The organism is Micromonospora chaiyaphumensis (assembly GCF_900091435.1).
Taxonomy (GTDB): domain Bacteria; phylum Actinomycetota; class Actinomycetes; order Mycobacteriales; family Micromonosporaceae; genus Micromonospora; species Micromonospora chaiyaphumensis.
The window spans coordinates 341,193-354,477 of the sequence record NZ_FMCS01000005.1 but is presented as its reverse complement, the minus strand read 5'-3'; the positions used below and the strand labels follow the sequence as shown (position 1 = coordinate 354,477).

Sequence of the window (13,285 nt, the reverse complement as noted above, 5' to 3'; positions counted from 1 at the left end):
CCTACCGGACCCGCACCCCGGCGAGCAGGGCGTCGACGAAGTCCGCGCCGCTGCCCCGCGGCGGGGTGAGCTGCACGTAGAGCAGGCCGGCCGGGCCGGCCGCCCGCCCGGCGGCCTCGACGACCAGCGGCCGGCCGACGGGGCAGGCGAACGCGGCGATCACCCATTCGACGCCGCCCTGGCGGCTGCGCCGCACCGGTGCCGCGGCGCAGTCCGCGTGCGGGCGTTCGGCGAGGAAACCCTCGGGGGTGGTGCGGCGGGCCGTGCCGGCGGAGAGTCCGACGAAGGCGCCGGGCACCGCCGGATCCGCCGCCCAGCGGCCCGGGTCCGGTGACACCACCAGGGCCGGTTCCAGCTCGCCGTCGTCGCCGTACTGTCCGGCCCAGCCGGTGCCGCCGGCCCGCCAGCCGGCCGGGAGGGCGACGGTCAGCGGCCCGCTGCGTCCCACGGCCGGGGTGTGGCCGGCGGCGTCGCCCGCGGTGGCGACCGGGGCGACGAGCAGCACCGCGACCGCCGCCGAGGCGGCGAGCCGCCGCCGGCGCCGCCGGGGCGCGGCGCCACCGGCAGGCCCGGCGGCGGTTGCCGCGGCCTGCCCGGTGGGGGCCGTCGCGGCGTGCCGGAGGGCGGCCCGGAACGCCGCCGCGTCCGGGTAACGGTCGGCCGGCCGCGCCGCGGTGGCGGTACGGAGCACGGCGGCCACCCCCGGCGGCACGCCCACCCGCAGCCGCGGCAGGGCCCTCCCGGCGCGCCGGTCGTCCCGGACGGGCGCCGGCACGGTGGCGTCGCCGAGCAGCCGGAGCCCGAGACGCCCCAGCCCGAACACGTCCGCACGGGTGTCGACCACGGCGAACGGGTCGTCCTGCTCCGGCGCCATGTAGCCGGGGGTGCCCGCCCGCGCGGTCAGCCCGGAGGCGGCGGCGAGCGCCTTGGCCAGACCGAGGTCGGCGATGAGCACCCGCTCGTGGCCGGGCCCCGTCCGGAAGAGGATGTTGCCCGGCGTCAGGTCACGGTGCACCACCCCGTGCCGGTGCAGCACCGCGACCCCCGCCGCGATCTCGTCGAGCAGCGTCACGGCCTCGGCCACCGGCGGTGTGCCACGGGCCAGCCGGTCCCGGAGGCTGCCGCCGTCCGCCCAGGCCAGCACGGCGTACGGGCGGCCGTCGGGCAGTTCACCCACGGCGTGCACCCGGACCAGGCGGTCGTGGTCGAGCCGCCGCAGCAGCCGGGCCTCGTCCAGGAAGCGTTCCCGTACCCGCAGGTCGTGGCTCCAGTTCTCGGCCAGCACCTTGATGGCCACCCGGCCGTCGAGCACCGGGTCGTGCGCGAGCCAGACCGTGGCGAAGGACCCCGCCCCGAGCAGTCGTTCCACCCGGTAGGCCCCGATCCGCGTCGGCGCGGTCATCGCATCACCCCCGGGATCGTCACCCCGGCCGCCCGTCGACTCGACGGTAGACGCCGCAGCCGGGCGGCGGCACTCCCGGAACGCCGCAGCCGGGCGACCGGCGGTCGGGAACCCGACGAACCGAATCCGCCGGACCGGAGACCAAGAGGGCAGGAGAACCGCACGGAAGGAGACCCACCATGAACCAGCTCTGGCCCACCATCCTCGCCGGGGTGCTGGCCCTCACCGCCATCCCGGTCACCGTCACCGCTCCGCCCGCAGCCGGCGCCCCGGCGGCCCGGGCGACCGCCGCCGCCCCGGCGGCCCGCGCGACCACCGACCGCGCGCCGGCCGACCGCCCGGCGGCCGCCAGGAAGGTCGCGGTGCTCAGCGTCGGGGGCGCCGGACCGTACCGGATCGGCGCCCGGCTGGACCGGCTCGCGGCGGCCGGCCTGATCGACTGGACGGCGCCGGGCTGCACCGGGGTGCTCACCGCCGGCGCGACCGGGGCCTGGGCCGGGGTGATCATGCTGGCCTTCCGGGACGGCCGGCTGGTGTCGGTGGGCACGGCCACCGTCCCGCCCCGCTCTCCGGCCGGCGCGTCGGTCGGGATGTCCTTCGCCGAGCTGGAGCGCATCTACGGGCCGCGCGGGGGCCTGATCCGCAACGACGCCGGGGACGCCGAGGCGTACCTGGTGCGGTTCGGGTCCAGGGTGGAGCTGTTCACCGGCCACCCGATCCGCCCGGGCGTCGGCTGGTACGAGGCCGGGGTGGCTTCCCACGTCGAGCGGGCCTTCCGGCAGGGGACGTCCTGCTGAGCGGGGCCGGAGACGAGGTCGCGCCGGGCGACCAGGTCGCCCGGCGCGAAGCGCGTACGCGGTCGGGTCAGCCGACGGCGGCCATGACCTCGTCGGAGACGTCGAAGTTGGCGTAGACGTTCTGCACGTCGTCGCAGTCCTCGAGGACGTCGATCAGCTTGAAGATCTTGCGCGCGCCCTCCTCGTCCAGCGGCACGTTGACGCTGGGGATGAGGGACGACTCGGCCGACTCGTACTCGATGCCGGCGTCCTGCAGGGCGGTGCGGACCGGGATGAGGTCGGTCGGCTCGGAGACCACCTCGAACGCCTCACCGAGGTCGTTGACCTCCTCGGCGCCCGCGTCGAGCACGGCCATCATGACGTCGTCCTCGGTGGTGCCGGCCTTCGGGACGATCACGACGCCCTTGCGGGAGAACATGTACGACACCGAGCCGGCGTCGGCGAACGAGCCGCCGTTGCGGGTGAGCGCGGTGCGCACCTCGGTGGCGGCGCGGTTGCGGTTGTCGGTGAGGCACTCGATGAGCAGCGCGACGCCGTTCGGGCCGTAGCCCTCATACATGATCGTCTGGTAGTCGGCGCCGCCGGCCTCCAGCCCGGAGCCGCGCTTGACCGCGCGGTCGATGTTGTCGTTCGGGACGGAGTTCTTCTTCGCCTTCTGGATGGCGTCGAAGAGGGTCGGGTTCCCGGCGGGGTCCCCGCCGCCGGTCCGGGCCGCGACCTCGACGTTCTTGATCAGCTTGGCGAACATCTTGCCGCGCTTGGCGTCGATGACGGCCTTCTTGTGCTTGGTGGTCGCCCACTTTGAGTGGCCGGACATCTCATACCTCCGTCTGTTGACTCACGCCTGCGTCGACTGTCCGCGCCCGCGCCGAACCGGGACCGCCGGGCGGTCGGCTGGGGGGCGGCGGCGGGCGGTGAGCCCTGCCGAACCGCCGCAATCCTACCGAGGTCGCGTCCCCGCATGTCACACCCGCACCCGGGGCGGGGCCGGGGGCGCCGCCCGAGGAGACCCGAACCGTCCCGGAGGAATGCCGCAACAAGGCGAAAAGGTGGCGGCGTAACGGTCAGGCGGCGGCCCGGACCAGGTCCACGAAGTAGCGGTGCAGCCGCAGGTCGCCGGTGAGTTCCGGGTGGAACGAGGTCGCCAGCAGGTGGCCCTGCCGCACCGCGACGATCCGGCCGGCGGCCGGCCCGGACGACGACTCCAGCCCGGCGCGTCGGACGCCAGGCTGCGACCTGGAGTCGTCCTCGGTGACCCGGCCGAGCACCTCGACGCCCGCGCCGACCCGCTCGACCCAGGGGGCCCGGATGAAGACCGCGTGGAACGGCTCGCCCTCGACGCCGGTGATCTCGACGGGCGCCTCGAACGAGTCGACCTGCCGGCCGAACGCGTTGCGCCGGACGGTCATCTCGATGCCGGCGAAGCCACGCTGGTCGGGGCGGCCGTCGAGCACCTCGGCGGCCAGCATGATCATGCCGGCGCAGGACCCGTAGACCGGCATGCCGCCGGCGATCCGCTTGTCGATCGGCTCGCGCATCTCGAAGATGTCCGCGAGCTTGCTCATGGTGGTCGACTCGCCGCCCGGGATCACCAGGCCGTCGACCGCGTCCAGCTCGGCCGGGCGGCGCACCGGACGAGCGTCCGCGCCGGCCCCGGCCAGGGCGGCCAGGTGCTCGCGCACGTCGCCCTGGAGGGCGAGCACACCGATGACGGGTGTGGTCACCTCTCGCTCCTCTCGCTCGTCGGACGGGGCCCGGTCCGGGCCCCGTCCGGTCGCCGTCACCAGCCGCGCTCGGCCAGCCGGTGCGGCTGCGGGATCTCGTCGACGTTGATGCCGACCATCGCCTCGCCCAGGCCGCGGGAGACCTTGGCCAGCACGTCGGGGTCGTCGTGGAAGGTGGTGGCCTTCACGATCGCGGCGGCGCGCTGGGCCGGGTTGCCCGACTTGAAGATGCCCGAGCCGACGAAGACGCCCTCGGCGCCGAGCTGCATCATCATGGCCGCGTCCGCCGGGGTGGCGATGCCGCCAGCGGTGAACAGCACGACCGGCAGCTTGCCGGTCTCGGCGACCTCCTTGACCAGCTCGTACGGCGCCTGGAGCTCCTTGGCGGCCACGAACAGCTCGTCGGCCGGCAGCGACTGGAGCCGGCGGATCTCCTTGCGGATCTTCCGCATGTGGGTGGTGGCGTTGGAGACGTCGCCGGTGCCGGCCTCACCCTTCGAGCGGATCATGGCGGCGCCCTCGGTGATCCGGCGCAGCGCCTCGCCCAGGTTGGTCGCGCCGCAGACGAAGGGGACGGTGAAGGCCCACTTGTCGATGTGGTTCTCGTAGTCGGCCGGGGTCAGCACCTCGGACTCGTCGACGTAGTCGACGCCGAGGGCCTGGAGGACCCGCGCCTCGACGAAGTGGCCGATCCGGGCCTTGGCCATCACGGGGATGGAGACGGCGTTGATGATGCCGTCGATCATGTCCGGGTCGCTCATCCGGGAGACGCCGCCCTGGGCGCGGATGTCGGCGGGCACCCGCTCCAGCGCCATGACGGCGACGGCGCCGGCGTCCTCGGCGATCTTGGCCTGCTCGGGGGTGACCACGTCCATGATCACGCCGCCCTTGAGCATCTCGGCCATGCCCCGCTTGACGCGGGCGGTGCCGACGACCGGGTTGGCGTTGGTGTTCGGGGAGGTGGATTCGGGCACGGGTCATCGCTCCTTGGACGGGCTCGGGGGTGGCTGCCAGAAGGCTACGACGGGGTCAACGCCGGTCCGACAGCCAATCAGACCCCCGGTGGCCTGCTCTGTGGTCGGCGTCACCGGGGGTTCCGTCCCGCCCGCTCAGCCGGTGGTGACGTCCGTCCGTGGGGTGAGCGTGGGGTCGTCGACGTCGAAGTAGCGGGGCCACTCCCGGCCGCGCCCCATCCGCAGCAGGCGGACCAGCGGGCGGCTGCGGGCCGCCCGGGCGTCGCGGACCAGGTCGGTGTGCACCTGCCGGGCCAGGGCCAGCCGCCGGCTGGCCGCGATGACCGCCTCGCAGGCCGGGTCCTCCGGGTCCAGTTCGACCGTGCGCAACTGCCGGGTGAGGTCGTTCTCCGCGGCCTCCCGCTCCTCGCCCACGGCGTCCAGGGCGATCCGGGCGGCCGAGTACAGCTCCACGCCGTAGCGCTGTTCGGCCAGCACCGCGGCGGCGGCCGCGCGGCGCAGCAGGTGCGCGTCGAGCGCCCGGGCCGCCGACTCCGCGCGGGCCTGCAGGCGCTCGACCCGGCCGGCGGTCCAGATCAGGTACGCCGAGACCAGCCCGAGCACCAGCGCGCCGCCCACCACCCACCACATGCCCGGCATCGTAGTGCTGCTCCTCATCCCGCCCGGCCGGCGCGGGCACCGGTCGACGCGCTCGTCACAGCGGCCCCACCGGCCACCGGGTTCAGCCCAGCCCCGCCCATTCCTGGTCCATGACCCGGCCGTCGGTGGCCTCGATCGCCGCTGCGTATACCTCCAGAACGCGGCGGGCAACCACGGGCCAGTCGAAATTCGCCACCACCTGGTCGCCGGCGGCGGTCAGCCCGGCCCGCTGCCCCGCGTCGTCGAGCAGCTCCGCCACCGCCGTACGCAGCGCCGCCGCGTCCCCGGTCGGGAAGAGCCGGCCGGCCCGCCCGCCGTCCAGCACCCGGCGGAACGCGTCCAAATCGCTGGCCACCACGGTGGTGCCGGCGGCGAGCGCCTCGGTGAGGATCATCCCGAAGGACTCCCCTCCGGTGTTCGGTGCGACGTAGAGGTGCAGGCTGCGCAGCATGCGAGGTTTGTCGGCCTCGGAGACCATGCCGAGGAAGGTGACCCGGTCCCGCAGGTCGGCCGGGAACTGGTCGTAGAGGTCGTCGGCGTCGCCCGGCCCGGCGACCAGCAGGCGCAGCCCGGGCCGGTGCGGGGCCAGCGCGACGAAGGCGTCCCGCAGGATCGGGAAACCCTTGCGCGGCTCCGTGAACCGGCCCAGGAAGCCGAGCGTCCCGCCGCTGCCGGGCGGGCACTCCCCCGGCCACCCCGGCAGCGGTTCGACGCCCGCGAACTTCGCCACGGCCACGCCGTTGGGGATCTCCACGGCGCCGCCGTCCATGTGCTCCACCTGGACCTTGCGGGCCAGCGCGCTCACGGCGATCCGGGCGGTGATCCGTTCCAGCAGGATCTGGAGCACTCCCTGCGCGGCGGAGAGCACCCGCGACCGGGTCATCGCGGTGTGGAAGGTGGCCACCACCGGGCCCCGGGCGCAGAGCACGGCCAGCATCGACAGGCTGGGGGTGAGCGGCTCGTGCACGTGCAGCACGTCGAAGTCGCCCCGGGTGATCCAGCGCCGCACCCGGGCCGTGGAGACCGGGCCGAAGGCGATCCGGGCCACCGAGCCGTTGTACGGCAGGGGCACCGCCCGGCCGGCCGACACCACGTACGGCGGCAGCGGCGAGTCCTCGTCGGCCGGGGCCAGCACGCTCACCTCGTGGCCGAGCCCGAGCAGCGCCTCGGCCAGGTCCATGACGTGGTTCTGCACCCCGCCCGGGACGTCGAAGGAGTACGGGCACACGATGCCGATCCGCATTGCGCCCCGCTCCCTCAGATCGTCCCGGTGGTGGCCGGCGGCTGCGACATGGTGCCGTCGGTGCGCTGGTCCAGCCACATCCGCTGCAACATGTGCCAGTCTTCCGGATGCCGGGCGATGCCCGCCGCAAGACGGTCGGCAATCCGCTGGGTCACCTCGCGCACCCGGGCGTCCAGCGGGGCGCTGTCGGGATCGGGCAGCTCCAGCGGGCCCTCGATGGCGGCGTGGGCGCGGTCCGGCGCGTACCACAGCGAGGCCACGTAGAGCGGCGCGCCGGTACGGATGGCCAGCAGCGCCGGGCCGGGCGGCATCCGGGTCCGGCCGCCGAAGAACTCGACCTCCACGCCCCGGGCGGAGAGGTCCCGGTCGGCGAGCAGCGGCACCACGGCGCCCGCCCGCACCCGGTCCAGCAGCACGTCGAACGCCGGCCGGTCACCGCCGGAGGTGGGCAGGATCTCCATGCCGAGGCTCTGCCGGAAGGCGAGGAAGCGCTCGTAGAGGCCCTCCGGCCTGAGCCGCTCGGCGACCGTGGTGATCGGCCACCCGGTGGCGGCCACCCAGGCGCCGGCGGCGTCCCAGTTGCCGGCGTGCGGCAGCGCGACCACCGCGCCCCGGCCGGCCGCCACGTCGGCGCCGAGCTTCTCCTCGCCGTCCAGGTGGAACCCGGCGAGGATCTCCTGCCGGCTCAGGCTGGGCAGCCGGAACGCCTCCAGCCAGTACCGGGCGTACGACCGCAGGCCGGCGCGGACCAGCCGCTCCAGCTCCGCCTCGGGCAGGTCGGGGCCGACCACCCGGCGCAGATTGTCCCGCAGCCGCCGCGTACCCCGGCCGTTGCCCCGGTGGGCGCGGTCGGCGCCCGCCCGGAAGGCGGCGGCGACCACGGGCCGGGGCAGCGCCCGGACCAGGCGCCACCCGGCGACGTAGCCCGCCTCGGTGAGGTTCACTCCCGGCCGACCAGCTGCGCCTGCCGGTACACGTGGGCCATCCGCTGCCCGACCGTGAAGATCGAGACGGCGGCGAGCAGCCAGAGCGCGATCTCCAGGGCCGGGTCGACGCCGAGGCCGGTGAGCAGGCCGCCCACCCCGACGATCAGCAGCCGCTCGGTGCGCTCGGCGATGCCCACGTTGCAGGTCATCCCGAGCCCCTCGGCGCGGGCCTTCACGTAGGAGACCAGGCCGCCGGCGGCCAGGCAGAGCAGCGCGGCGGCCACCCCGGAGTGGTCGTGCTGGCTGGCCAGCCAGTAGGCGACCGCGCCGAAGACCGCGCTGTCGGCGATCCGGTCCATGCTCGAGTCGAGGAAGGCACCGAACCGGGTGGAGCCGCCGCTCATCCGGGCCATCGTGCCGTCGAGCAGGTCGGTGAGCGCGAAGACCGTGACGATCAGCGCACCGGCGACGAGGTGACCGCGGGCGCCGAAGCCGAGCGCGCCGACGAGCACGCCGACGGTGCCGGTCACCGTGACCGCGTTGGGGGACACACCGGCGCGGAGCAGACCGCGCGCGACCGGCTCCACGACGCGGGTCATCCCCGCGCGGGCCGACACTTGGAAGATCTTCGCCATGGCGGTCCCACGATAACGGCCGGCAGCGACCGGGAACACAGCCGGTCGTCCCGACCCGCCAGGCGCTCTTGTGCCGGCCCCGTTACGGGTGTGAGATCGAGCGTGGAAGGTGAGCCAGCTCACCGGATCACCCGTCCGCCCACCCGTCGTCCAGGAGATCACCGGAAGATATCGCCGCGGTGCCCGCCCGGGCCGCTTCCCCGTCGCGCGCGGCGGTCGCCACCACCACCGGTTGAGGGAGGTGCGCCGCGATGGCGCAGAAGAATCAGGAGAAGGGTGTCACCGGCGGCGCGCCGGTGGTGACCGAGCCCGGCAGGGTTCGCAACGTGGTGCTCGTGGGGCACTCCGGAGCGGGCAAGACGACGCTGGTGGAGGCGCTGCTCGCCGCCAGCGGCACGATCGGCCGGGCCGGCAGCGTCACCGAGGGCACCACCGTCTGCGACCACGATCCCGCCGCCGTGCGCCAGCAGCGCTCGGTGAGCCTGGCCTGCGCCCCGCTGCTGCACCGCGACGTCAAGGTCAACCTCCTGGACACCCCCGGGTACGGCGACTTCGTCGGCGAGCTGCGCGCCGGGCTGCGGGCCGCCGACGCGGCGCTGTTCGTGGTCTCCGCCGTCGACGGCATGGACGCCGCCACCGCCGCCCTCTGGGAGGAGTGCGCCGCCGTCGACATGCCCCGCGCCGTCGCGGTGACGCGGCTGGACCACCCGCGCGCCGACTTCGACGAGGCGGTGGCGCTCTGCCAGCGGGTCTTCGGCGACAACGTGCTCCCCCTCTACCTGCCGATGCTGGGCGACGACGGCGAGTCGGTCGCCGGCCTCATGGGCCTGATCACCCGCCGGGTCTTCGACTACTCCCAGGGCCTGCCGGCGGCGGTACGCGAGCCGGACCCGGAGCACCTGCCGGCCATCCTGGAGTCCCGCAACGAGCTGATCGAGGGGATCATCGCGGAGAGCGAGGACGAGACCCTCATGGACCGCTACCTCGGCGGCGAGGAGATCGACACCGAGGTGCTCATCACCGACCTGGAGACGGCGGTCGCCCGCGGCCACTTCTACCCGGTGGTGCCGGTCTGCGCGGAGACCGGCGTCGGCCTGGACGCGCTGCTGGACGGCCTGGTGGCCGCGTTCCCGTCGCCGCTGGAGCACGAGCTGCCCGCGGTCACCGGGGTCGACGGCTCGCCCCGGCCGCCGCTGGCCTGCGACCCGGACGGGCCGCTGGTCGCCGAGGTGGTCAAGACGACGGTGGACCGGCACGTCGGCCGGGTCTCCCTGGTCCGCGTCTTCTCCGGCACGCTCCGCCCCGACCAGGTGGTCCACGTGTCCGGCCACGGCATGGCCGAGCGCGGTCACCCCGACCACGACGCCGACGAGCGGGTCGGCCACATCTACAGCCCGCTCGGCGCGACGCTGCGCGAGGTGCCCACCGCGGTGGCCGGCGACATCTGCGCGATCACCAAGTCGGGCAGCGCGGAGACCGGCGACACCATCTCCGCCAAGGAGGACCCGCTGCTCGTCGCCCCGTGGGAGATGCCGGAGCCGCTGCTGCCGGTGGCCATCGTGGCGAAGAGCCGGGCCGACGAGGACGCCCTCGCCCGCAACCTGGCCCGGCTGGTGGCCGGCGACCCGACGCTGCGGCTGGACCGCAACCCCGAGACCCACCAGCTCGTGCTCTGGTGCATGGGCGAGGCGCACGCCGACGTGGTGCTCGACCGGCTGCGCGCCGGCGGGGTGGAGCTGGAGACCGAGCCGGTGCGGGTGGCGCTGCGCGAGACGTTCACGGTCGCCGCCAAGGGCCACGGCCGGCACGTCAAGCAGTCCGGCGGCCACGGCCAGTACGCGGTCTGCGACATCGACGTGACGCCACTGCCCCGGGGCGCCGGCTTCGAGTTCGTGGACAAGGTGGTCGGCGGCGCGGTGCCGCACAACTACATCCCCTCGGTGGAGAAGGGCGTCCGGGCACAGATGGAACGCGGCCTCGTCGGCGGCTACCCCGTGGTGGACCTGCGGGTCACCCTGTTCGACGGCAAGGCGCACAGCGTCGACTCCTCCGACGCGGCCTTCCAGACCGCGGGCGCGCTCGCCCTGCGGGACGCCGCCGAGAAGGGGCAGCCGACGCTGTTGGAGCCGGTCGACGAGATCACCGTCCGGGTGCCCGACACGTCGGTCGGCGCCGTGATGGGCGACCTGTCCGGCCGGCGCGGCCGCGTGCTCGGCACCGAGCCGGACCCGGAGGCCGAGGGCCGCACGCTGGTCCGCGCCGAGGTCCCCGCCACCGAACTGCTGCGCTACGCGGTCGAGCTGCGCTCGATGACCGCCGGCACCGGCACCTTCCGCCGCGAGTTCGCCCGTTACGAGCCGATGCCCGCCCACCTCGCCGAGCAGGTCCGGAAGGAGGCCGGCGCCCGGTCCTGACCGCGACAGCGGCGGTCCCGACCGCCGCACCCCCCGGCCCGTCCCGCCCCTGCGGGTGGCGGGTCAGGGGCGGGCTGCGGGGACGGGCGGCATGGGCCAGTGCGGGCGGTCGGCGTCGCGCAGGGCGGCCGCGCGCAGGGCGGCGAGCTGCCGCTCCACCTCGGCGAACTGGTCAGGGGCGAGCGGGCCGCGGTCCAGCGCGGCGGCGTTCTCCTCCACCTGGGCGACCGTGCGGGCGCCGGGGATCGGCACGGCCCGGCCGCTGCGCGCCCAGATCCAGCCGAGCGCGCCCTGGGCGAGGGTCCGGCCGTCGGCGGTCAGGGCGCCGCGGACGGCGGCGACCCGGCGCAGCCACTCCGGGGCGGGCCGGCCGCTGCGGAACCACTCCAGCCAGTTCGGGGCGGTGCCGCGCACGTCGTCGCGGGGCAGCGTGGACTCCGGGGTGTACTTGCCGGTGAGCAGCCCCATCCCGAGCGGCCCCCGGGCCACGCTGGCCAGGTCGTGCTTCTCGCAGACGGCCAGCATGGCCGGGGCGTCCCGCAGCACCGACAGGCCGTGCTGCACGGCGGCGGCGCCCCGGGCGACCTGCGCGAAGGCGGCGGCCCGGTCGGCCCGGTCGGTGCTCCAGCCGTACGCCCGGACCAGGCCGTCGGCGACCAGGTCCTCCAGGGCGCCGATCAGCGCCTCGGCCCGGGGCACCGGCAGGTCGGCGAGGTGCAGCTGGTAGAGGTCGATCCGGTCGGTGCCCAGCCGGCGCAACGAGTCGACGACCGCCCGCCGCAGGTACTCCGGCGAGGCGTCCTCCCCGGTGGCCTGCCGGGTCCGCTCGTCGAAGGTGTAGCCCCACTTGGTGGCGATCACCGCCTCGTCACGCCGGCCGGCGAGGGCCCGGCCGAGGATCCGCTCGCCGTGCCCGGCGCCGTAGGTGTCGGCGGTGTCGAAGAGGGTCACCCCGAGGTCGAGGGCGCGGCGGACCGCCCGGATCGACTCGTCGTCGTCCACGGCGCCCCAGCCCAGCGGCCGGGAGCCCTCGGCCCACGGGCCGCCGATCGCCCAGCAGCCCATGCCCAGGGCGCTGACCGCGATGCCGCTGCGGCCCAACGGCCGCGTGCTCACTGCCATCGCCGCATCCTGCCACCTTCCCGTGAGCCGTGGGCGGCTTCCTCACCCCGGGTGCCGGGCCGACCGGCACACGGTCAGCGGGCGCCTGGCTGCCCGGGTCGCCCGCGCGCCCGGCCGCGCCGGCGGGCGGTCAGCGGGCGTAGGCCAGCAGCACCGGGTCGGCCTGGCCCGCCCAGGAGCCGGTCAGCCGGGCCGGCGCCGGGGCGTCGGCCGGGGCCGGCCGGCGGACCAGGGCCAGCTCCACGCCACCGGCGCGGATCAGGGTCGGGTCGCCGTCGACCACCTCGTCGACCGTGCCGAACGCCGGCGCGGTGTCGGCCCGGCCGCCGGTCAGGGTCACGCTCGGGGCGCGCACCTCGCGCCGGCCGTCGACCTCGAAGTACTCCTCCGCCTGGCCGGCGTCGGCGAGGACGGCGGCGGCCAGGGCCGGCGCGTAGACCGGGTCGCCGCAGGCGTCGTAGACCCAGCGCGGGCCGAGCACGGAGTGGTCGGTGGTGCCGACCAGCCACCGCTCGGCGCCGGCCAGCGGTGCGGCCCGGTAGGTCAGCGGCACCTGGAGGACCGGCCCGTCCCCGGCCCGGACCAGGATGGTCTCGATGCCGACCTCGCCGGCCGGGTCGTCGAACCGGTAGGACGCCACGCGGGTGGCCTCCGCGCCCGGGGTGCCGGCGAACCAGGGCCGGCCGGGCAGCCAGGCGGTGAGCAGGTCGAGCTTCGAGGGGCGCAGTTCCGCGCGGTGCAGCAGGGCCATGCGCAAGATCGTACTGTCCGCGGGCGGGTTGCCGGTGTCGCCGACCTCGGCGGCCCGCGGCGGTCAGGCCGGCCAGGCCTTGGCCAGCAGGTCCCGGGTGTCGGCGAGCAGCTGCGGCAGCACCTTGGTGCGGCCGATGACCGGCATGAAGTTGGCGTCGCCGCCCCAGCGCGGCACCACGTGCTGGTGCAGGTGCGCGGCGATGCCCGCCCCGGCCACGCCGCCCTGGTTCATGCCCAGGTTGAAGCCGTGCGCGTTGGAGACGTGCCGGACCACCCGCATGGCGTCCTTCGTGAACGCGGCCAGCTCGGCGGTCTCCGGCGCGTCCAGCTCGGTGTAGTCGGCCACGTGCCGGTACGGGCAGACCAGCAGGTGTCCCGGGTTGTAGGGGTAGAGGTTGAGCACCGCGAAGACGTGCTGGCCCCGGGCCACCACCAGGCTCTCGTCCGGCGGCAGGCCGGGGGCGAGGCAGAACGGGCAGCCGGCCGGCTTCTCGTAGCCGCCCTCGGGCCGGTCCTCGCCCGAGATGTAGGTCATCCGGTGCGGCGTCCAGAGCCGCTCCAGCCCGTCCGCCAGACCGTTGTCGCCGCCGCTGCCGGCGCCGTCGAAGTGCCGTTCCGCCCCAGTCACACGCCGATCCTACGGTCACCGCGCCGTC

13 protein-coding genes are annotated in these 13,285 nt (G+C 75.4%); 2 read left to right on the top strand and 11 right to left on the bottom strand.

All coding sequences use genetic code 11. The features are described 5' to 3' along the window. Position 1 precedes the first annotated feature (1 nt). Positions 2 to 1,402: a serine/threonine-protein kinase gene (locus GA0070214_RS16220; protein ID WP_091263634.1), complete on the bottom strand. Its 1,401-nt coding sequence runs from the start codon at positions 1,400 to 1,402 to the stop codon at positions 2 to 4. 179 nt (positions 1,403 to 1,581) lie between these two features. Here GA0070214_RS16220 and GA0070214_RS16215 point away from each other — a divergent pair, with 179 nt between their 5' ends. Next, positions 1,582 to 2,199, top strand: a complete 618-nt coding sequence (locus GA0070214_RS16215; RefSeq protein WP_091263632.1) for a hypothetical protein — start codon at positions 1,582 to 1,584, stop codon at positions 2,197 to 2,199. A 67-nt stretch (positions 2,200 to 2,266) separates the two neighbouring features. Here GA0070214_RS16215 and GA0070214_RS16210 read toward each other — a convergent pair whose 3' ends face one another. The 7 genes from GA0070214_RS16210 to pgsA all read right to left on the bottom strand — a co-directional run bounded on the left by GA0070214_RS16210 (position 2,267) and on the right by pgsA (position 8,340). Then, positions 2,267 to 3,016, bottom strand: coding sequence for a YebC/PmpR family DNA-binding transcriptional regulator (locus GA0070214_RS16210; RefSeq protein WP_091263631.1), 750 nt, complete (start codon positions 3,014 to 3,016; stop codon positions 2,267 to 2,269). Between the two features lie 247 nt (positions 3,017 to 3,263). Next, the gene (gene pdxT / locus GA0070214_RS16205; RefSeq protein WP_091263629.1) at positions 3,264 to 3,923 is read right to left on the bottom strand and encodes a pyridoxal 5'-phosphate synthase glutaminase subunit PdxT; all 660 of its coding nucleotides are present in this window, start codon (positions 3,921 to 3,923) and stop codon (positions 3,264 to 3,266) included. A 56-nt stretch (positions 3,924 to 3,979) separates the two neighbouring features. Continuing rightward, positions 3,980 to 4,897: a pyridoxal 5'-phosphate synthase lyase subunit PdxS gene (gene pdxS, locus GA0070214_RS16200; protein WP_091263627.1), complete on the bottom strand. Its 918-nt coding sequence runs from the start codon at positions 4,895 to 4,897 to the stop codon at positions 3,980 to 3,982. A gap of 135 nt (positions 4,898 to 5,032) precedes the next feature. Further along, positions 5,033 to 5,536, bottom strand: a complete 504-nt coding sequence (locus tag GA0070214_RS16195) for a hypothetical protein (protein ID WP_091263625.1) — start codon at positions 5,534 to 5,536, stop codon at positions 5,033 to 5,035. An 82-nt stretch (positions 5,537 to 5,618) separates the two neighbouring features. Continuing rightward, complete coding sequence (locus GA0070214_RS16190) at positions 5,619 to 6,779, bottom strand: glycosyltransferase family 4 protein (protein WP_091263623.1); 1,161 nt, start codon at positions 6,777 to 6,779, stop codon at positions 5,619 to 5,621. Positions 6,780 to 6,793: 14 nt separating this feature from the next. Continuing rightward, complete coding sequence (locus tag GA0070214_RS16185) at positions 6,794 to 7,723, bottom strand: phosphatidylinositol mannoside acyltransferase (RefSeq protein WP_091263621.1); 930 nt, start codon at positions 7,721 to 7,723, stop codon at positions 6,794 to 6,796. Beyond that, positions 7,720 to 8,340, bottom strand: a complete 621-nt coding sequence (pgsA, locus tag GA0070214_RS16180; RefSeq protein ID WP_091263619.1) for a phosphatidylinositol phosphate synthase — start codon at positions 8,338 to 8,340, stop codon at positions 7,720 to 7,722. The genes GA0070214_RS16185 and pgsA overlap by 4 nt, the downstream gene beginning before the upstream one ends. 251 nt (positions 8,341 to 8,591) lie before the next feature. On the opposite strand from pgsA, the gene GA0070214_RS16175 reads away from it, so the two are divergent. Continuing rightward, on the top strand, positions 8,592 to 10,754 hold the full coding sequence (locus tag GA0070214_RS16175) for an elongation factor G-like protein EF-G2 (RefSeq protein ID WP_091263617.1): 2,163 nt from the start codon (positions 8,592 to 8,594) through the stop codon (positions 10,752 to 10,754). A 63-nt stretch (positions 10,755 to 10,817) separates the two neighbouring features. On the opposite strand, the gene GA0070214_RS16170 is transcribed toward GA0070214_RS16175, so the two are convergent. The 3 genes from GA0070214_RS16170 to GA0070214_RS16160 all read right to left on the bottom strand — a co-directional run bounded on the left by GA0070214_RS16170 (position 10,818) and on the right by GA0070214_RS16160 (position 13,257). Beyond that, entirely contained in the window at positions 10,818 to 11,876 is a 1,059-nt protein-coding gene (locus tag GA0070214_RS16170) for an aldo/keto reductase (RefSeq protein WP_091263615.1), read from the bottom strand. Positions 11,877 to 12,006: 130 nt separating this feature from the next. After that, on the bottom strand, positions 12,007 to 12,627 hold the full coding sequence (locus GA0070214_RS16165) for a CG0192-related protein (protein ID WP_091263613.1): 621 nt from the start codon (positions 12,625 to 12,627) through the stop codon (positions 12,007 to 12,009). A gap of 63 nt (positions 12,628 to 12,690) precedes the next feature. After that, positions 12,691 to 13,257, bottom strand: coding sequence for an HIT family protein (locus tag GA0070214_RS16160; RefSeq protein ID WP_091263611.1), 567 nt, complete (start codon positions 13,255 to 13,257; stop codon positions 12,691 to 12,693). Between the last annotated feature and the right edge of the window lie 28 nt (positions 13,258 to 13,285).